General features: G+C 75.7%; 17 protein-coding genes. 12 read left to right on the top strand and 5 right to left on the bottom strand.

What is annotated here, in order from left to right:
* Window positions 1-60 precede the first annotated feature (60 nt).
* The 6 genes from ACIGW2_RS15070 (at window position 61) to ACIGW2_RS15045 (ending at window position 6,592) form a co-directional block, all read left to right on the top strand.
* Window positions 61-372 carry a TlpA family protein disulfide reductase gene (locus tag ACIGW2_RS15070; protein ID WP_391654916.1) on the top strand — a complete coding sequence of 104 codons (312 nt, stop codon included), beginning with the start codon at window positions 61-63 and terminating at the stop codon, window positions 370-372.
* A gap of 197 nt (window positions 373-569) precedes the next feature.
* Window positions 570-1,151 carry a flavin reductase family protein gene (locus ACIGW2_RS15065; RefSeq protein WP_361582899.1) on the top strand — a complete coding sequence of 194 codons (582 nt, stop codon included), beginning with the start codon at window positions 570-572 and terminating at the stop codon, window positions 1,149-1,151.
* A gap of 199 nt (window positions 1,152-1,350) precedes the next feature.
* Complete coding sequence (locus tag ACIGW2_RS15060) at window positions 1,351-2,136, top strand: electron transfer flavoprotein subunit beta/FixA family protein (RefSeq protein WP_361582830.1); 786 nt, start codon at window positions 1,351-1,353, stop codon at window positions 2,134-2,136.
* 57 nt (window positions 2,137-2,193) lie between these two features.
* On the top strand, window positions 2,194-3,168 hold the full coding sequence (locus ACIGW2_RS15055; protein WP_391654917.1) for an electron transfer flavoprotein subunit alpha/FixB family protein: 975 nt from the start codon (window positions 2,194-2,196) through the stop codon (window positions 3,166-3,168).
* Between the two features lie 152 nt (window positions 3,169-3,320).
* Complete coding sequence (locus ACIGW2_RS15050) at window positions 3,321-4,610, top strand: DUF6986 family protein (RefSeq protein ID WP_391654918.1); 1,290 nt, start codon at window positions 3,321-3,323, stop codon at window positions 4,608-4,610.
* Window positions 4,611-4,690: 80 nt separating this feature from the next.
* Window positions 4,691-6,592, top strand: coding sequence for a protein kinase (locus ACIGW2_RS15045; RefSeq protein ID WP_399843875.1), 1,902 nt, complete (start codon window positions 4,691-4,693; stop codon window positions 6,590-6,592).
* A 106-nt stretch (window positions 6,593-6,698) separates the two neighbouring features.
* Here ACIGW2_RS15045 and ACIGW2_RS15040 read toward each other — a convergent pair whose 3' ends face one another.
* A complete protein-coding gene (locus ACIGW2_RS15040) occupies window positions 6,699-7,730 on the bottom strand; it encodes a LacI family DNA-binding transcriptional regulator (RefSeq protein ID WP_391654920.1) in 1,032 nt (343 codons plus the stop codon).
* Between the two features lie 145 nt (window positions 7,731-7,875).
* Here ACIGW2_RS15040 and ACIGW2_RS15035 point away from each other — a divergent pair, with 145 nt between their 5' ends.
* Window positions 7,876-8,823, top strand: a complete 948-nt coding sequence (locus tag ACIGW2_RS15035; RefSeq protein WP_399843873.1) for an ROK family protein — start codon at window positions 7,876-7,878, stop codon at window positions 8,821-8,823.
* A gap of 1,121 nt (window positions 8,824-9,944) precedes the next feature.
* Window positions 9,945-11,036 (top strand): NUDIX domain-containing protein, encoded by a 1,092-nt coding sequence (locus ACIGW2_RS15030; protein ID WP_399843871.1) that lies wholly within the window; start codon window positions 9,945-9,947, stop codon window positions 11,034-11,036.
* A 27-nt stretch (window positions 11,037-11,063) separates the two neighbouring features.
* Here ACIGW2_RS15030 and ACIGW2_RS15025 read toward each other — a convergent pair whose 3' ends face one another.
* The 3 genes from ACIGW2_RS15025 to ACIGW2_RS15015 form a co-directional block, all read right to left on the bottom strand.
* The gene (locus ACIGW2_RS15025) at window positions 11,064-11,615 is read right to left on the bottom strand and encodes a hypothetical protein (RefSeq protein WP_399843869.1); all 552 of its coding nucleotides are present in this window, start codon (window positions 11,613-11,615) and stop codon (window positions 11,064-11,066) included.
* Window positions 11,616-11,670: 55 nt separating this feature from the next.
* On the bottom strand, window positions 11,671-12,408 hold the full coding sequence (locus ACIGW2_RS15020) for an MBL fold metallo-hydrolase (RefSeq protein ID WP_399843867.1): 738 nt from the start codon (window positions 12,406-12,408) through the stop codon (window positions 11,671-11,673).
* A gap of 99 nt (window positions 12,409-12,507) precedes the next feature.
* Window positions 12,508-13,872 carry a dipeptidase gene (locus ACIGW2_RS15015; RefSeq protein WP_361582805.1) on the bottom strand — a complete coding sequence of 455 codons (1,365 nt, stop codon included), beginning with the start codon at window positions 13,870-13,872 and terminating at the stop codon, window positions 12,508-12,510.
* A gap of 170 nt (window positions 13,873-14,042) precedes the next feature.
* Here ACIGW2_RS15015 and ACIGW2_RS15010 point away from each other — a divergent pair, with 170 nt between their 5' ends.
* Window positions 14,043-15,416, top strand: coding sequence for a geranylgeranyl reductase family protein (locus ACIGW2_RS15010; RefSeq protein ID WP_391654925.1), 1,374 nt, complete (start codon window positions 14,043-14,045; stop codon window positions 15,414-15,416).
* A 73-nt stretch (window positions 15,417-15,489) separates the two neighbouring features.
* Here the strand turns inward: ACIGW2_RS15010 and ACIGW2_RS15005 are convergent, their stop codons facing one another.
* The gene (locus ACIGW2_RS15005) at window positions 15,490-15,975 is read right to left on the bottom strand and encodes a nitroreductase family deazaflavin-dependent oxidoreductase (RefSeq protein WP_391654926.1); all 486 of its coding nucleotides are present in this window, start codon (window positions 15,973-15,975) and stop codon (window positions 15,490-15,492) included.
* A 197-nt stretch (window positions 15,976-16,172) separates the two neighbouring features.
* On the opposite strand from ACIGW2_RS15005, the gene ACIGW2_RS15000 reads away from it, so the two are divergent.
* The 3 genes from ACIGW2_RS15000 to ACIGW2_RS14990 all read left to right on the top strand — a co-directional run bounded on the left by ACIGW2_RS15000 (window position 16,173) and on the right by ACIGW2_RS14990 (window position 19,099).
* Complete coding sequence (locus ACIGW2_RS15000; protein WP_399843864.1) at window positions 16,173-16,877, top strand: TetR/AcrR family transcriptional regulator; 705 nt, start codon at window positions 16,173-16,175, stop codon at window positions 16,875-16,877.
* Window positions 16,878-16,964: 87 nt separating this feature from the next.
* A complete protein-coding gene (locus ACIGW2_RS14995; protein WP_399843863.1) occupies window positions 16,965-18,293 on the top strand; it encodes a sensor histidine kinase in 1,329 nt (442 codons plus the stop codon).
* Between the two features lie 140 nt (window positions 18,294-18,433).
* Window positions 18,434-19,099 carry a response regulator gene (locus ACIGW2_RS14990; protein WP_391655120.1) on the top strand — a complete coding sequence of 222 codons (666 nt, stop codon included), beginning with the start codon at window positions 18,434-18,436 and terminating at the stop codon, window positions 19,097-19,099.

Raw genomic sequence — 19,099 nt, 5'->3', positions numbered from 1 at the left:
GGCGCTGCACCAGGGAGAACGGCCGGACGCGGCCGGAGCGCGACAGGAGGCGGGGAACGGATGAGCGAGGTCCTGGGCGCGGCGGAGCTGGGCGCCGAGCTGGGGGAGCGGGCCACCCTGGTGCAGTTCTCCACCGCCTTCTGCCAGCCCTGCCGGGCCACCCGCCGCACGCTGGCCGAGGTCGCCGCCATGGTCGAGGGCGTCGGGCACGTGGAGGTCGACGCCGAGGAGCGCCTCGATCTCGTACGGGCCCTCGGCATCGCCCGTACCCCCACCGTGCTCGTCCTCGACCGGGGCGGCCGGATCGTCCGCCGCGCCACCGGGCAGCCCCGCAAGGCCGATGTCATCGCCGCGCTCGGGCGGGCGGTGTGACGCCGTGACGCTCCTCCCAGATGCCGGTACGCACTTGACTGCACACGTCAACGATCGTCAGTCTGGCGTAATGGTCCCAGAACTCCTTCTCTACGGCCGGGCCCACGTGGACCTGGCCCGCAACGCGAGCGCGCGCTGTCCGGGTGTCTGACGAACCCGCGACCTCCCTCCCGCCGCCCTCGCAGAAGGACAACTCCATGACGGTCTCGCCCGAGCTCCGCACGCTCCCGACGATTCCCTCCGACCTCACCGCCGCCGCCCCGTCGCTCGCCGCCCCCGTCCCTGCGGCCCGTGCGGCCCGCCCCGGCTCTCCCGAACTGCTGCGCTCCGTCTTCCGGCAGCACGCCGCCGGCGTCGCGGTCGTCACCGCGTACGGCGAGGGGCGCCCGGTCGGCTTCACCGCCACCTCCCTCAACTCCGTGGCCGCCGAGCCCCCGCTGATCTCCTTCGGTGTCGGCACCGGCTCCTCCAGCTGGCCCGTGGTCTCCGGGGCCGAGCACATCGGCGTGCACATACTCGGCGAGCACCAGGCCGAGCTGGCCGCCACCTTCGCCCGCAGCGGCGCCGACCGCTTCGCCGCGCCGACCCGCTGGAGCCGCGGCCCCGAGGGCGTGCCGGTCCTGGACGGGGTCCTCGCCTGGCTGGTGTGCCGGGTGGTGGCCCGGGTCCCGGCCGGCGACCACCGGATCGTGATCGCCGAGGCGGTGGCCGGCGACCCGGACGGCGCGGGCCGTCCGCTCCTCTACCACCAGGGGCGCTTCAACGCCCTGCGCGACTGAGAGTTCCCGTACCGGCCGGTCCGGGCGCGTTGGCAAGGTCACACGGCTGAGCGCTTGCTCAGTGGTAACGAACTGGGTGTACTGGCGAGTAATATCTCGGTCGGGGTATTGGACGCCCCGACCGGAAACCCGCCCTTCAGGCGCCTATGCTGCGAGCAACAAGGCAGCCCAGTTATGACGATGCAGTAGGAGAGCCGGCGTGAGCTTGAGGATCGTTGTCTGTGTGAAGTACGTGCCGGACGCCACGGGCGACCGGAAGTTCGCGGACGACCTGACGGTCGACCGCGACGACGTCGACGGCCTCCTTTCGGAGCTCGACGAGTACGCGGTCGAGCAGGCGCTCCAGATCGCCGAAGAGGCGGACGACGCCGAGGTCACCGTGCTGACGGTGGGCCCGGAGGACGCCAAGGACGCGCTGCGCAAGGCGCTGTCGATGGGCGCCGACAAGGCCGTCCACGTCGAGGACGACGACCTGCACGGCACCGACGTCATGGGCACCTCGCTGGTGCTGGCCAAGGCGATCGAGAAGACCGGCTACGACATCGTCATCGCCGGCATGGCCTCGACCGACGGCACCATGGGCGTCCTCCCGGCGATCCTGGCCGAGCGCCTGGGCGTCCCGCAGGTCACCCTGCTCTCCGAGGTCAAGGTCGAGGACGGCAAGGTGACCGGCCGCCGTGACGGCGACACCGCCTCCGAACAGCTGGAGGCCTCCCTCCCGGCGGTCGTGTCCGTGACCGACCAGTCCGGCGAGGCCCGTTACCCGTCCTTCAAGGGCATCATGGCCGCCAAGAAGAAGCCGGTGGAGTCCCTGGACCTCTCCGACCTCGACATCGAGGCCGACGAGGTCGGCCTGGAGGGCGCCTGGACCAAGGTCGACGAGGCGAACGAGCGCCCCGCCCGCACCAAGGGCACGATCGTCACCGACGAGGGCGAGGGCGGCAAGCAGCTGGCCGAGTTCCTCGCGAGCCAGAAGTTCATCTGAGGCTCGCGCGAGCCCTACCGACTGCCCCCCTTTTCGTTCGCAGGAGATTGACGTCCCATGGCTGAGATTCTCGTCTACGTCGACCACGTCGACGGAGCCGTCCGCAAGCCCACCCTGGAGCTGCTGACCCTGGCCCGCCGCCTGGGCGAGCCGGTCGCCGTCGCGCTGGGCAACGGCGCCGCCGACACCGCCGCCACCCTCGCCGAGCACGGCGCCGTGAAGGTGCTCACCGCCGACGCCCCCGAGTTCGCCGAGTACCTCGTCGTCCCGAAGGTGGAGGCCCTGCAGGCCGCGTACGAGTCTGTGTCCGCCGCCGGCTCCCTGGCCGCCGTGCTCGTCCCGTCCTCCGCCGAGGGCAAGGAGATCGCCGCCCGCCTCGCGGTCCGCATCGGCTCCGGCATCATCACCGACGCCGTGGACCTGGAGGCCGGCGCCGAGGGCCCGGTCGCCACGCAGTCGGCGTTCGCCGCCTCGTACACCACCAAGTCCCGCGTCTCCAAGGGCACCCCGGTCATCACGGTCAAGCCGAACTCGGCCCCCGTGGAGGCCGCGCCGGCCGCCGGCGCCGTCGAGGCGCTCGCCGTCTCCTTCTCGGAGAAGGCCACCGGCACCAAGGTCACCTCGCGCACCCCGCGCGAGTCGACCGGTCGCCCGGAGCTGACCGAGGCCGCGATCGTGGTCTCCGGCGGCCGCGGCGTCAACGGCGCCGAGAACTTCGGTGTCATCGAGGCCCTCGCCGACTCGCTCGGCGCGGCCGTCGGCGCCTCGCGCGCCGCCGTGGACGCCGGCTGGTACCCGCACTCCAACCAGGTCGGCCAGACCGGCAAGTCGGTCTCCCCGCAGCTGTACATCGCCTCCGGCATCTCCGGCGCGATCCAGCACCGCGCGGGCATGCAGACCTCGAAGACCATCGTCGCGATCAACAAGGACGCCGAGGCGCCGATCTTCGACCTGGTCGACTACGGCGTGGTGGGCGACCTCTTCGACGTCGTCCCGCAGCTGACCCAGGAGATCCAGTCCCGCAAGGGCTGATCTGCGAGTCCTTCCTGGTCGGGGGCCGCGCGGTGTTCTGCACCGCGCGGCCCCCGGCCGTTTCGGACACCCATTGACGCGGGTCCGCGCGGACTACTAACTTCGCTATACGGATTGTTGATTCCGTGCAGCGGAAAACAGGAGGATGTGGGATGGGTCAGCAGGAGAAGGTGTCGACGAGCCTCGCCGGCGCGGTCAGCGAGGGCATCAGCGCCTCCCTCGCCGCCGTGGACGCCGAGCTGGACCGTCGCTACCCGGGAGACCCCGGCACCCGTCAGCCCGTCCACACGGTCTACGTCCCCGGCAACCTCTTCGACGCCGGCACCATCCGCTCCTGGGGCGACCAGGCCCTCGCGGCCCTCGACGAGCACGCCCCCGACGCCGCCACCTTCGCCGCCGTCCTCGGCCTCGGCGACGAGCTCGCCGAGGACGTCTACGGCCGGGTCCGCGCCAAGCTGGAGCGCGAGCCCATCGAGGACCTGCGCATCGACTTCGAGGACGGCTACGGCGGGACCGACGAGGACGCCGACGCCGCCCGCGCCGCCCGCATCGTCACCGAGGCGTACGCGGACCTCAGCGCGGCCCCGTACATGGGCATCCGGATGAAGTGCATGGAGTCCGCCGTCCGTGACCGCGGCATCCGCACCACCGACGTCTTCCTCACCGGCCTCATGGAGCACGGCGGCCTGCCCGACGGCCTCGTCCTCACCCTCCCCAAGGTCACCTACCCCGAGCAGGTCACCGCCTTCGTACGCCTCCTGGAGGCCTTCGAGAAGGCGCACGGCCTCGCCGAGGGACGGCTTGGCTTCGAGATCCAGATCGAGACCAGCCAGGCCATCCTCGCCGCCGACGGCACCGCCACCGTCGCCCGCATGATCGACGCCGCCGAGGGCCGCGCCACCGGCCTGCACTACGGCACCTTCGACTACAGCGCCTGCCTCGGCGTCTCCGCCGCCTACCAGGCCAGCGACCACCCGGCCGCCGACCACGCCAAGGCGATCATGCAGGTCGCCGCCGCCGGCACCGGCGTCCGCGTCTCCGACGGCTCCACCAACGTCCTCCCGGTCGGCCCCACCGACCAGGTCCACGAGGCCTGGAAGCTGCACTACGGCCTCACCCGCCGCGCCCTGGCCCGCGCCTACTACCAGGGCTGGGACATGCACCCGGGCCACATCCCCACCCGCTACGCCGCCGTCTTCGCCTTCTATCGCGAGGGTTTCGAGACCGCCGCCAAGCGCCTCTCCGCCTACGCCAACCACGCCGGCGGCGACGTCATGGACGAGCCCGCCACCGCCAAGGCGCTCTCCTCCTACCTGCTCCGCGGCCTGCAGTGCGGCGCCCTCGACACCACCGAGGTCGACGCCCTCACCGGCATGACCCGCGCCGACCTGGAGCGCTTCGCCGCCCCGCGCCGCGGAGACCTGACCGCGACGGCGCAGTAACCCCCGGCCCGCGCCGGGCCACGCTCCGTGCCCCGTACCCTGTACGCGTCCATCGCAGCCGACAGAGGAACGGGGCACGCGTGTCTTCGGGGGAGTACGAGCGGCTGGCCGGCCGCTACCGGGTGGTGAGCCAACTCGGGCGGGGCGGCATGGGCGTCGTCTGGCGCGCGGTCGACGAGGTCCTCGGCCGTGAGGTGGCGGTCAAGGAACTGCGCACCTACAACGACGCCTCGGGGCCGGAACTGGCAGACCTGCGCCTGCGCATGCAGCGCGAGGCCCGCGCGGCGGCCCGGGTCCGCCACCCCGGGGTGGTCGCCGTCCACGACGTGACCGAGCACGAGGGCCGGCCCGTCATCGTCATGGAACTGGTCGAGGGCCCCTCGCTCGACGGCGTGCTCGCCGAGCGCGGCACCCTCGACCCGCGCGAGGCCGCCGGCGTCGGCGCCGCGGTCCTGGACGCGCTCGCCGCCGCCCACGACGCCGGCGTGCTCCACCGCGACGTGAAGCCCGGCAACGTGCTGCTTGACCGCGGCGGCCCCGCCGAGGGCGGCCGGGTGGTCCTCACCGACTTCGGGATCGCCGCGATGGAGGACCCCGGCGACGGCTCCGCCACCCACCTCACCCGCAGCGGCGAGATCGTGGGCTCCCTCGACTACCTGGCCCCCGAGCGCGCCCAGGGGCAGCAGCCGGGCCCGGCCTCCGACGTGTGGGCGCTCGGCGCCACCCTGTACGCGGCGGTCGAGGGCGCCTCGCCCTTCCGCCGCACCTCCACCTGGTCCACCCTCAACGCCATCGTGGTCGAACCCCTTCCGTCCCCGCGCCGGGCCGGCCCGCTGACCCCGGTCCTGCTCCGCCTCCTGGACAAGGACCCGGCCCGCCGCCCGGACGCCCGCACGGCGGCGGGGCTGCTGCGCGCGGTGGCCGAGGGCGCCCCGGTGCCCCCGGCCGAGGCCACCGGTCCGGCGGGTGCGGTGCCGGGCGCCGAGACGCAGCCGTGGGCGCAGGCCGGGCCGCAGGCCGACCAGCCGTGGGTTCCGGCCGGGGCCGGGGGCCCTGTGGGGCCGGTGCCGACGCAGCCGTGGGCGCGGGCCGGGCAGCAGGCCGCACCGTCCTCGGTGCCCCCGCCGTCGTGGACGCCCGCCCGGGGCGACGCCGTGCCGCAGGCGCCCCAGGGCTTCGGCCCGGCGGTCGCCCCGCCGCCCGCCGTGGTGGCGCAGCCCGTTCCGGCCGGCTTCTCCGGCGCGGCGGCGACCACCCCGGTGGCGTACGGAGGACAGGGCGTCGGCGCGTCCGAGCGGCCCGCGCGCAAGCGGCGCGGGGCGCTGGTGGCCGCGACGGCCGCCGGAGTACTGCTGCTCGGCGGCGGGGTGACCTATGCGCTGCTCGACCGGGACGGCGGCCCCGGCGGCACGACCACGGCCGGCGGCGAGCCGACGGCGGGGCCCACGGGAGATCCCGGCCGGGTCCTCGACCCGGGCGCGCCCGGCGGGGGAGCGAGCACCGCGGGGAGCCCGTCGGCGACCGCGACGCCCTCGCGGGACGGCGCCCGCCCCACACCCTCCCCGTCCACGCCCGCGGACTCCGCGCCGCCCGCCCCCTCGGCCCGGCCCGGCACCGGGACGACCGCGGCCCCGGCCCCCGGTCGGACCGCGGGCGGCACGAGCGGCGGTGCGACCACCGCACCGCCCGCGACCGCGGGAGGCGGCTGCACCCCGAAGGGCGGCGGGAAGTACGACTGCCAGGTGTGGCGCACGGAGAAGACGTACCGTCACGACGGCGGCGAGATGGGCGTCCTGAACGCCGGCACGAACTACTTCTACTGCCAGGTCGACCTCGGCCGCCGCGAGACCTACGGCCAGTGGACCAACACCTGGTGGGCCAGGACCGACGACGACAGCGGCAACACCAACGTCTACTTCAGCGTCGTCTACATCAAGGGCGGGGACAACGACCAGCCGGTTCCCGGCCTGCCGGTCTGCTGACCCGGCCGCCGTCGGCCGCGCCGCGCCGGCGGAACCACGCCCGGGCCGGCGGCCGGCGGCCGGCTCACCGGCCCGCGGGTCCAAGGCCGCGGACGCCGCCGCGGCCTCAGGCCGGGGGAGCGATCTCGCCCGAGCCCCGGGCGATCAGCCGGGTCTCCAGGACCACGGTCTCCGGCGCCCCGGCCACCCCGTCGAGGCGCCGGAAGAGACGCTCCGCCGCCGTGCGGCCCAGCGCCGCCGCGTCCTGCGCGATGACCGTGATGCCGAGCAGGTCGGCCAGCTCGATGTCGTCGAACCCGACCAGGGCGACCGGCCGTTCGCGCCCCGCGAGCTCCCGGACCGCCGTCACCGTCACCCGGTTGTTGCCCGCGAACAGCGCCGTCACCGGCTCCGGTCCCGACAGCATCTCCGTCACCGCCGCCGCGACCCGCTCCGGGTCCGTCGGCCCGAGCGACACCCACGCCTCGGCCACGTCGAGCCCCGCGTCCTCCATCGCCGCCCGGTAGCCGCGCAGCCGCTCCTTCGCGGTGTGGATGCGCGGCCGGTCGCCGACGAAGCCGATCCGGCGGTGTCCGTGCGCGATCAGGTGCGCCACGCCCGCACGGGCCCCGCCGAAGCTGTCCGAGAGGACGGTGTCCGCCTCGATCCGGCCGGCCGGGCGGTCCACGAAGACCGTGGCCACGCCCGCCCGCATCTCCGGCTCCAGATAGCGGTGGTCGCCGCCGGCCGGGATGACGATGAGCCCGTCCACCCGGCGCGCGCACAGCGCGAGCGCCAACTCCTGCTCGCGGTCCGGGTCCTCGGCGCTGGACCCGTTGATGAGCAGGGCGCCGTGCGCCCGCGCCACCTCCTCGACGGCCCGGCTCAGCGGCCCGTAGAAGGGGTCGGCCAGGTCCTCCAGGACCAGGCCGACCGAGGCGGTGCGGCCCTTGCGCAGCACCCGCGCGCTGTCGTTGCGGCGGAAGCCGAGGGACTCGATGGCCTCCTGGACCCGCCGCTCGGTGTCGGGGGTGACGCCCGGTTCGCCGTTGACGACCCGCGAGACGGTCTTGAGGCCCACGCCCGCGCGGGCGGCGACGTCCTTCATGGTGGGCCGATTGCCGTAACGGTGCTCGGGGCGGCGGGCGATGTCGGCCACGGTGCGCGGATCCTCCGTCAGGTGTGCGATCGGGCGCTCAGGTGCGTCTCGATCTCGTTGCTGACGAGCATAGGCCCTGGACAACGTTGTCAGAGGCGGGAAGACTGTAGGTCGCAACCACCGTCCCCACGGAGATCCGGAGCCCATGCGCACTGACCTCGTCGTCGCCCTCGACATCGGCGGCACCAAGATCGCCGGAGCGCTGGTCGACGCCGGGGGCCGGATCCGGCTGCGCGCCCAGCGGCCGACGCCCGCGCGCGAGGACGGCGAGACGGTGATGAAGGCCGTGACGGCGGTGCTCGACGAGCTCGCCGGGTCCCCGCTGTGGGCCGCGGCGGGCGCGGTCGGCATCGGCAGCGCGGGCCCGGTCGACGCCTCGGCCGGCACCGTCAGCCCGGTCAACGTGCCCGGCTGGCGTGCGTTCCCGCTGGTCGAGCGGGTGCGGCAGGCGGTCGGAGGCCGGCCCGTCACGCTGGTCGGCGACGGCGTGGCCATGACCGCCGCCGAGCACTGGCAGGGCGCCGCGCGCGGCCACGACAACGCACTCTGCCTCGTCGTCTCCACCGGCGTCGGCGGCGGCCTCGTCCTCGACGGCCGGCTCCACACCGGCCCCACTGGCAACGCCGGCCACATCGGCCACATCAGTGTGGACCTGGACGGCGAGCCCTGCGCCTGCGGTGGACGCGGCTGCGTCGAACGCATCGCCAGCGGCCCGCACATCGCCCGCCGCGCCCTCGCGGCCGGCTGGCGGCCCGGCCCCGACGGCGACGCCACCGCCGCCGGAGTGGCCGCCGCCGCCCGGGCGGGCGACCCGGTGGCCGTCGCCTCCTTCGAGCGCGCCGCCCAGGCCCTGGCCGCCGGCATCGCCGCGACCGCCTCCCTGGTCGAGATCGACATCGCGGTGATCGGCGGCGGAGTGGCCGGCGCCGGCGAGGTCCTCTTCGCCCCGCTGCGCCGCAGCCTCCGCTCGTACGCCACGCTCTCGTTCGTCCGCGACCTCACGGTCGTCCCCGCCCTCACCGGCACCGACGCCGGCCTCCTCGGCGCGGCAGCGGCAGCGGCCCCGCGCGGGGCGGAGGGGGAGGTCCTGTAGGGGCGCGGAGGGCCGCGCCCCCCGGCAGCTGCCGGCCTGGCCGCCGACGACCGCGGTCGGTCCGTTCCGCGCGGCCCCTGCCCGCGCTGCCGGGCGCCCTGTCCGACCCGAACTCGGCCCGCTCGCCACTGCGTTCGGCGCCACGGCATCGCCGTGCGGGCCTGCGGCCCGAGGGCGGCGGGGGTGGGGCCGGGAAGATCGACGTCCCGTGCACGGCCCCCGCGCCGAAGCCGGCGCGATGCGGCGCCGGTGCGGTACGGCTCCGGGTGGTGCCGGGCCCGCCTGGGGCGGGGTCCTGGAGGGCGCTGCGGCGCGGCGGCTTCGTCCGGAGGAGAGGGGGTGGCGACCGCCGGTGCACGGGCCCGCGCCGGTGCGGTACGGCTCCGGGTGGTACCGGGCCCGTGTGGGGCGGGGGCCTGGAGGGCGCTGCGGCGCGGCGCTTCGTCCGGAGGAGAGGGGCGGTGGCGACCGCCGGTGCACGCGGGCCCCGCGAAGCCCTGCCCGCCCCGGGACGGGTATGCCCGCGCGGACGCCGTTGCGATGCGGCGCCGGTGCGGTACGGCTCCGGGTGGTACCGACCCCGCGCGGGGCGGAGGGTCGGGAGGGGACCACCTCGTAGGGCGCTGCGGCGCGGCGCTTCGTCCGGAGGAGAGGGGCGATGGCGACCGCCGGCGCACGCGGGCCCCGCGAAGCCCTGCCCGCCCCGGGACGGGCATGCCCGCGCGGACGCCGTTGCGGTACGGCTCCGGGCGCACCGGGCCCATGGGTGCGGCGCGCGCCGGCGGCGGTTGCCGGCGGGGCGGGCCCCCGGGGGCGTACGCGGGGCGCACGGGCTGTGCGCGGGCGCGGAGTGGGCCCGGAGGCGCGCCCCCGGTCCCGTACCACCGGCGCGTCCGGCGAGGTCCGGCGAGCCGTGCCGCGCGATGGCCGGGCGCGCATCGGGTGGCCGGGCATCGCGCCCGCCGTGCCGGCGGCGGCCGGCCGTGCGGCGGCCCGCGAGGGTCCGCGCGCGGGCGTGCCACGGTTCACCGGGGGCGGCGCCCCCGGGCCCCCGCCGCCCGGGGGTTTCCGTGGCAGGGTGGTGCGGGCAAGCCACCTGGGGCCGACGATGAGGGGGAATCGTGATCATCTGGATCAACGGGGCGTTCGGCGCCGGGAAGTCCAGCACCGCGCGCGAACTGGTCGAGCTGATCCCGGACAGCACGCTCTACGACCCCGAGACCACCGGTGGCGCGCTGCGCCGGATGCTCCCGCGCAAGCGCCTCGCCGAGGTCTCCGACTTCCAGGACCTGCCGATCTGGCGCCGCCTCGTGGTGGACACCGCCGCCGCCCTGCTCGCCGAGCTGGGCGGGGGCCTCGTGGTGCCGATGACCCTGCTGCGGCAGGAGTACCGGGACGAGATCTTCGGCGGCCTCGCCGCCCGCCGGATCGAGGTGCGCCATGTCGTCCTCACTCCCGATGAAACGATCCTGCGCAACCGGATCGAGGGCCGCGCCGCCCTCGTCGGCGCCGCCGACCTCGCCGAGGCGAGCGCCACCGCCAAGGTCACCGGCGAGACCCCGGCCCAGGCGGCGGCCCGCGCGGGCCACTGGTGCCTCGGCCAGGTCGACCGCTACCGCGCCGCCCTCGACGGCTGGCTCGCGGCCGACGCGTACCCGGTCGACAACTCCGTGCTCACCGCCGCCGAGACGGCCCGGCTCGTCGCCGACGCCGTCCGCAGCGGCCGCGCCACCCCCTGCGGCATCGTCCAGACCCCCGAACCGACCGGCGAGACCCTGGCCGCCGGGGTGCTCCTCTTCGACGAGGACGACCGCGTCCTGCTCGTCGACCCCACCTACAAGCCCGGCTGGGAGTTCCCCGGCGGCGTCGTCGAACCCGGCGAGGCACCCGCCCGGGCCGGCATGCGCGAGGTCGCCGAGGAGATCGGCCTGCACCTCGACACCGTGCCCCGGCTGCTCCTGGTCGACTGGGAACGCCCCCAGCCGCCCGGCTACGGCGGCCTGCGCCTGCTCTTCGACGGCGGCCGGCTCCCCGCCGCCGACGCCGGGCGCCTGCTGCTGCCCGGCGCCGAACTCCGCGCCTGGCGCTTCGTCACCGAGACCGAGGCCGCCGACCTGCTCCCGCCGGTCCGCTACGCCCGCCTCCGCTGGGCCCTGCGGGCCCGCGAACGCGGCACCGTCCTCAACCTGGAGGCCGGCGTCCCGGTGGGCTGAGACCGGCGGGGCGCGGCCACCCGGCCGTCAGCGCCGCCCGTGCCCGCGGGCGGCGATCCGGGACGCCACCAGCCGTACCGTCTCGGGCATCCCGGAGTCCCCCGCGGTCTCCAGGACCGCGAGCACCGCGCCCCCGCTCAGCACCCGCAGCCCCGGGCCGTCCGCCTCCAGGACCACGCGGTCATAGGGCCGCTCCCACAGCAGGCCGGTGCCCTCCCAGAGCTGCAACCGCCGGGTGGTCGTGCGCAGGAGGCACGGGGCCGCGTCGGGCCGGTTGGCGCGGCTCGGCGGCGGGGCGGGCGCGGGCCACACCCCGTACTCGTTGAGCACGGTCTCGCCCGGCTCCAGGGAATCCGCGCGCACCCGGTGCTCACGGCCGAGCCGTGCCCCGCCCCATGCGCCGGCGACGGTGGCGGCGACCGCGAACGGCGCCACCGACCACCAGGGGAAGCCCCCGGCAACGGCGTTCGCCGACTCGACGCCCATGACCACGCAGCCCACCGCGGCCCCGATCACCCCGCCGGCCATCCCGGCCCGGCGGACCCGCCGCGCCCGCTCCTCGTCGCTGGACTCGATCATGTCCACCGTCCTGTTCCCCCTCGTCCCACCGGAACGGACGCCCAACCGGCCCCCGTCAGTTCCCCGAGGTGAAGACCGGTACGGCCGGGGCCAGTTCCGCCGCCTTCGCGAGGCGGGCCGCCGTGTCCCGCGTCACCGGCTCGCCGTGGCCGCAGCACAGCACCGAGGGCCGCAGCGCCGCCAGCCGGCGCATCGAGGCGAGCGCGCCCGCCCGGTCGACGTGCATCACGCCGAACATCACGTCCGGCACCGAGGCCACCGTGTCCCCGGCGAACAGCACGCCGTGGCGCGGCAGATGCACCCCGATCGAACCGGGCGTGTGACCGGGCGCGGGCACCACCACCGCGCCGTCGCCGAAGTCGAGCGCCTCGCCGTCGGCGAGCTCCCGGTCCACCCGGGTCGGCGGCGCCTCCGGGGTGGTGAGCCCGTGCGCCATGATCGGGCGCTCCCAGTCCAGCAGATCGGGATCGGGGACGGGGAGTTCGCCCCGCACGTACGGGGCGTCGAGGGCGTGCGCCAGGATCTCGGCGCCGTGCCGCTCGGCCAACTCCCCGGCCGCGCCCACGTGATCGCGGTGGCCGTGGGTGAGCACGATCCGGCGGATCCGGGCCGGATCGAGGCCGCCGCCCCGCAGGGCCGCCTCGATCCCGTCCGCCGCACCGGCCCAGCCGGCGTCGACCAGGGTGAGGTCCTCCCCGTCCCGCCAGACGTACGCCTGGCCGACGGGGAAGCGGAGCATGTGCAGGCGGGGGCCGATCTCCACGAGTTCCACGGCGGTGTCCACGAGGTCCATGCCGCGAACGTACGCCCGGCACCCCGCCCCGCGGACCGGACTACGCTCTGGGCGAGTTCCGCCCAGAGCGTGACCGGGGAAGCCGTTCCCGAACGACCACTACGCCTTGGAGCGCGCGTAGTTGACCAGGAAGTGCGCCTCGGCCACCGACAGGCGCTCCAACTCGTCCGGCGACACCGACTCGTTCACCGCGTGGATCTGCGCGTCCGGCTCGCTCAGGCCGATCAGCAGGATCTCCGCCTCCGGGTAGAGCGAGGCCAGCGTGTTGCACAGCGGGATCGAGCCGCCCATGCCGGCCGTCTGCATCTCCTGGCCGGGGTACGCGATCCGCATCGCCTCCGCCATCGACGCGTACGCCGGGCTGGAGGTGTCCGCCTGGAACGGCTGGCCCTGGCCGACCTGCTCCACGGAGACCCGCGCGTTCCACGGAGTGTGGTTCTCGATGTGCGCGATCAGCAGCTCGGTCGCCTTCACCGCGTCCTGGCCGGGCGGCACCCGCAGGCTGAGCTGGGCGCGGGCACCGGCCGGGATGGACGGGGTGGCGCCGGCCACCGGGTGGGCGTCGATGCCGATGACGGTCACGGCCGGGCGGGCCCAGATCCGGTCGGCCACGGTGCCGTTGCCCGGCAGGTCCACGCCGTCGAGCACCTTCGCGTCCTTGCGGAAGTCCTCCTCCGGGTACTGCAGGCCCTCCCACGAGGCGTCCGCCGGCAGCCCGTCGATCACCGTGGAACCGTCCTCGGCGCGCAGCGAGTCCAGGATCCGGATGAGCGCCGCCAGCGCGTCCGGCGCGGCACCGCCGAACTGGCCCGAGTGCAGATTGCCCTGCAGCGTGTCGACGGTGACCCGCACCATCGTCATGCCGCGCAGGGTCGCCGTCACCGTCGGCAGCCCGACCCGGAAGTTGCCGGCGTCGCCGATCACGATCGTGTCCGCCGCCAGCAGCTCGGGGTGCGCCTCCGCGTACCGCTCCAGGCCGCCGGTGCCCTGCTCCTCCGAGCCCTCGACGATCATCTTGACGGTGACCGGCACGCCGCCGTTCGCCTTCAGCGCGCGCAGCGCGAGCAGGTGCATGATGAAGCCGCCCTTGCAGTCCGCCGCGCCGCGCCCGTACCAGCGCCCGTCCTCGCGCTCGGTCAGCTCGAAGGGCGGGGTCAGCCACGCCGACTCCACCAGCATGGGCTGCACGTCGTAGTGCGCGTAGAGCAGCACGGTCGGCGCGCCCGCCGGGCCGGGCAGCACGCCGTACACCGACTGGGAACCGTCCGGAGTGTCCAGCAGCGCCACGTCCTGGAAGTCCTCGGCGCGCAGCGCGTCGGCCACCCAGTTCGCCGCGGCCTCGCACTCGCTGCGCGGGGCGACCGCCTCGTCCGCGACCGACTGGAAGGCCACCAGCTCCGTGAGCTCCGCCTTGGCGCGGGGCATCAGGGATGCGACGGTCTCGGCGATCGGATTCGCGGTCATGGGCACGCTCCTGGTGGGTGCGACGTTGTAGGGACGGCGCCGTGTGTCGGTGGTACGGCGAACGCACGGTCGATCCTACGGCTCGGGGCGGCCCGGCCGGGCCTCGCTACCGGGCCGTAGGATGCGGGCAGAGCAGGAACCACGGGTCGGATCAGGAGCAGAAGCACATCGTGAGCAGCGAGAACGCAGACGCCGGAGCGGCAGAGGGCACACCGGAGGCCGGTCCGGAGCCGGTGGGCCCGGGCGGGGAGCGGCAGGTCTGGGACGTGGTCGTGGTCGGCGCCGGCCCGGCCGGCGCCTCGGCGGCCTACGCGGCGGCCGTGTCCGGCCGCCGGGTCCTGCTCCTGGAGAAGGCCGAGCTGCCCCGCTACAAGACCTGCGGCGGCGGCATCATCGGCCCGTCCCGCGACGCGCTGCCGCCCGGTTTCGAACTGCCCCTGCAGGACCGGGTGCACGCCGTCACCTTCCAGCTCGACGGGCGCTTCGCCCGCACCCGCCGCTCCCGGAAGATGCTCTTCGGGCTCATCAACCGGCCCGAGTTCGACGCCCGCCTCGTCGAGCACGCCCAGAAGGCCGGCGCCGAGCTGCGCACCGGCGTGACCGTCAGCCGGGTCGAGCAGCACGGGCCCTCCGTGCCCGACCGGCGCACGGTCGCCGTGGTCCTCGCCGACGGAGAGACCGTCCTCGCCCGCGCGGTGGTCGGCGCCGACGGCAGCGCGAGCCGGATAGGGGCGCACGTCGGGGTCAAGCTCGGCCAGGTCGACCTCGGCCTGGAGGCCGAGATCCCGGTGCCGGCCTCGGTCGCGGAGGACTGGAAGGGCCGGGTCCTCATCGACTGGGGCCCGCTGCCGGGCAGTTACGGCTGGGTGTTCCCCAAGGGCGACACGCTCACCGTCGGCGTCATCTCGGCGCGCGGCGAGGGCGCCGCCACCAAGCGCTATCTGGAGGACTTCATCGCGGGCCTGGGGCTCGCCGGCTTCGAGCCGGCGATCTCCTCCGGCCATCTGACCCGCTGCCGCACCGACGACTCGCCGCTCTCCCGCGGCCGGGTCCTGGTCTGCGGCGACGCGGCGGGTCTGCTGGAGCCGTGGACCCGCGAGGGCATCTCCTTCGCGCTGCGCTCCGGGCGCCTCGCGGGGGAGTGGGCGGTGCGGATCGCCGAGGCGGGCGACGCCGTGGACGCGCGCCGGCAGGCGCTCAACTACGCCTTCGCGGTCAAGGCCGGCCTGGGCGTCGAGATGGCCGTCGGCCGCCGGATGCTCGCGGTCTTCGAGCGCCGCCCGGGGCTGCTGCACGCGGCGATCACCGGTCTGCGCCCGGCCTGGCGGGCCTTCGCGGACATCACGCGCGGCGCGACGACGCTGGCGGGCCTGGTCCGGGGCAACGGACTGGCGCGCCGCGCGCTCGACCTGCTCGACCGCTCGATCGACACCTCCGTGGGTGTGGGTCCGGCGGGGCGCGGCGTGACGCCGGCCAAGGGCGGCGAGCCGGCGGCCACGCCCGCGGGCGAGCCGGCAGGTGAGCCGGCGGGCGACGCGTCGTAGCGCCGCGCGAGGAGTTCGGGGGCGGGGTCCGGCCGGGTGGCCGGGCCCCGCCCCTTCTCGTACGGCAGGGTGCTCAGGCGCCCGACGCGGCCCCCGGGCCGCCGGTGACCGGGGTGATCCGGAAGACGGGGTGCCGGGGCGCGACGGCGCGCAGCTCCGCGTCCGTCGAGTCCGGGCCGACGCCCTGGAAGAACACCCCGACCTCGGCCTTCCAGCGCTTGAGGTAGGCGCGCAGCAGCGCCGGCTTCTCGTCGTCGCCGATCTCGACGGCGGTGAAGGGCTGCGCGTGCCGGCCGAGGTGCAGCTCGCCGCCGCCGGCCGCGCGCATGTTGTGGGTCCACTGGACGTGCCCGCGCGGGGCCACGAGGTACTGGGCGCCGTCGACCGTCAGCAGGTTGACCGGGGTGCGGCGCCACTCGCCGCTCTTGCGGCCGCGGACGGCCAGCACCCGGGAGCCCCAGACGCTGATGCCGCGCCGGGTGAGCCAGGCGACGAAGGGGTTCATGACGCGGACGGTGAACCAGCCGGGCTTCATGACGTGGGTGGTGTCGGCGGACATCGGAGCCTCCTGGCTGGCCGGTGGGGCGGGCGGGGACGTACGGGACCGGGTCGTGAGCGCCGATCCGAAGTGTGAGCGGTGCTCTCGCTTGACATCAGTGTGCACGGGTCGGTGCTCCCGAGCAAGAGCGATGCTCTCGTTTTATCTCGGCGCTCTCTTTTCAGTGCGGTGCTCCGATTCATGGCACACTGCTCTCCATGACCACCGTTCGAGGAGTCCGCGCCCGCGCCCGGATCGAGATCACCGCCGCCATCAAGGACGAGGCCAGACGGCAGCTGGCCGCCGAGGGTGCCGCCAAGCTCTCGCTGCGCGCCGTCGCCCGCGAGCTCGGCATGGTCTCCTCCGCGCTCTACCGCTACTTCCCGAGCCGCGACGAGCTGCTCACCGCGCTGATCATCGACGCCTACGACTCCGTCGGCGCCGCCGCCGAACGGGCCCGCGACACCGCCCGGGCCGCCGCCCCAGGCGACCACCTCGCCCACTGGACCGCCGTCTGTCGCGCCGTCCGCGCCTGGGCCGTGGAGCACCCGCACGAGTACGCCCTGATCTACGGTTCCCCGGTCCCCGGCTACGCCGCCCCGAAGGACACCATCGGCCCCGCCTCCCGGGTCGGCCTGGTCCTGGTCGACCTCGTCCGTGCCGCCTTCCGGGACCGGGGCGTCGCGCCGCCGCCGCTCCCGGAGCCGCTGCGCGCCGAGGCCGAGAGCCTCGCCGCCGACCTGGCCCCGGACCTCCCGCCGGCCCTCGCCGCCGCGCTCGTCGCCGGCTGGTCCCAGCTCTTCGGCCTGGTCTCCTTCGAGGTCTTCGGGCAGTTCGACAACATCGTCGAGGCCCGCGAACCCTTCTTCGCCGCGGCGGCGGAACGCCTCGGCCGCGACGTGGGCCTGCTCCGCAAGCCGTGAGCCCCGCACCCGTACTCCCCCGGGAGTACGGGTGACCACCCCGCCCGGCGGACGCCGGCGCGGGCCCGGCGCGTCTAGCGTGGCGGCATGGACGAACAGCCGAGCAGCGGGACGGGCGGCGCGACGGGTAAGGAGGCGCCCGCAGGGCGCGGCCCCCGCCCCGGCGGGACCTGGCCCGGCGACTCCCGGCCCGGACGGCCCGGACGGCCTGGAAGGCCGGGCCGACCGCACGGGCCCGGCTGGGCGCACACGTACGGCCGGGCGGGCTGGGACGGGCACGGCCTGCCCTGGCGGTCCACGCTCGCCGTCGGGGTCTTCGTCCTCGTCGGCTCGGGGTTCGCCGCGCGCGAGCAGCCCGAACGGGTCGCGCTCGACGGGCTCGGCCGGACCCTGCTCGTGCTCGCCGTGCTGCCGCTGCTGCTCCGCCACCGGCGGCCCGTGCCCGTGGTGTTCGGCGTGGCCGCGGTGACCCTCGGCTATCTGGCGGCCGGCTACCCCTACGGGCCGGTCTTCGTCCCGGTCGCGGTGGCCTGCTTCGCCGCCGTCGTGCAGGGCCGCCGCCGCGCCGCCCGGTGGGCGCTCGGGCTGCTCTGGGCCGGGCACCTGCTCCTCGCGCACTGGCTCTACCGGTATCTGCCGCCCGCCGGTGACGGCCCGGCCCCCTGGGGACAGGAACTCCCCATCGCCGCCTTCGTCGTGGCGATCCTCGCCGCCTCCGAACTCGCCCGGACCCGGCGCGAGCAGTGGGCCAGGGAGCGGGCCGAGCGGGCCGCGGCCGAGCACCGCCGGGCCGACGAGGAGCGCCTGCGGATCGCCCGCGAGCTGCACGACGTCCTCGCCCACTCCCTCTCCGTGATCAACGTCCAGGCCGGCGTCGGCCTCGCCCTGCTCGACTCCGACCCGGCCCAGGCCCGCACCGCGCTCACCACCATCAAGGCCGCCAGCAAGGAGGCCCTCGGCGAGGTGCGCCAGGTGCTCGACACCCTGCGCGCCCCCGGCGCCGCGCCCCGCACCCCCGCGCCCGGCCTCGACCGCCTCCCGGAGCTGGTGGAGCAGGCCGCCGCGGCCGGCCTCACCGTACGCACCGAGACCGAGGGGCGGCCGAGACGGCTTCCGCCGGGGACGGAGCTGGCCGCGTTCCGGATCGTCCAGGAGGCGCTCACCAACGTGGTCCGCCACTCCGGCTCGCGCACCGCCACCGTCGTCCTCGGCTACCGCCCCGACACCCTGGAGCTGAGCGTGGACGACGCCGGCCCGGCCACCGGCGGCGACGCCGGCGGCAGCGGCAACGGACTCGCCGGAATGCGGGAGCGGGCCGCCGCGCTCGGTGGCACCATCGAGGCGGGCACCCGGCCTGACGGCGGCTTCCGGGTGCACGCCAGCCTCCCCGTCCGCCCCGAGGAGCCGACCCCGTGAGCCCCGAGACACCGGCGACGCCCGGCACCCCCGGACCAGCGGGAACCCCCGGAATCCCAGGACCGGCAGGAACCTCCGCAATCCCCGGCACCCCAGGACCGGCAGGAACCCCCGGAGTCCCGGAGACCCCGGCCGCGCCGGTGATCCGGGTGCTGCTCGCCGACGACCAGTCCCTCGTACGGGCCGGGTTCCACGCCCTGCTGGCCGCCCAGCCGGACATCGAGGTGGCCGGCGAGGCCGCCGACGGCGCGGAGGCCGTGGACCGGGTGCGGGCGCTGCGCCCCGACGTCGTCCTCATGGACATCCGGATGCCCCGGCTCGACGGGCTCGCCGCCACCCGCGAGATCACCGGCGACCCGGAACTGCGCGCGGTGAAGGTGGTCATGCTGACCACCTTCGAACTCGACGAGTACGTCTTCGAGGCGATCCGCTCCGGTGCCTCGGGCTTCCTGGTCAAGGACACCGAGCCCGAGGAACTGGTGCGCGCCGTGCGGGCGGTGACGGAGGGCGACGCGCTGCTCTCCCCCGGGGTGACCCGCCGGCTGATCGAGGAGTTCGCGGCCCGTTCCAAGGCCCCGGCCGGGACCGTCGGCCTCGGTGAACTCACCGAGCGGGAGCGGGAGGTGATGGCCCTGGTCGGCCTCGGTCTGTCCAACGAGGAGATCGCCCGCCGGCTCGTCGTCAGCCCGCTGACCGCCAAGACCCACGTGAGCCGCACCATGGTGAAGCTCGGCGCCCGCGACCGGGCCCAACTCGTCGTCCTGGCCTACGAGTCGGGCCTGGTCCGCCCCGGCTGGCTCGGGTGA

It is taken from the genome of Streptomyces sp. NPDC053541 (genome assembly GCF_044544705.1).
Classification (GTDB): Bacteria; Actinomycetota; Actinomycetes; order Streptomycetales; family Streptomycetaceae; genus Streptomyces.
Note: the sequence above shows the minus strand (reverse complement) of the source record. Positions and strands in the feature narration are given on the sequence as shown.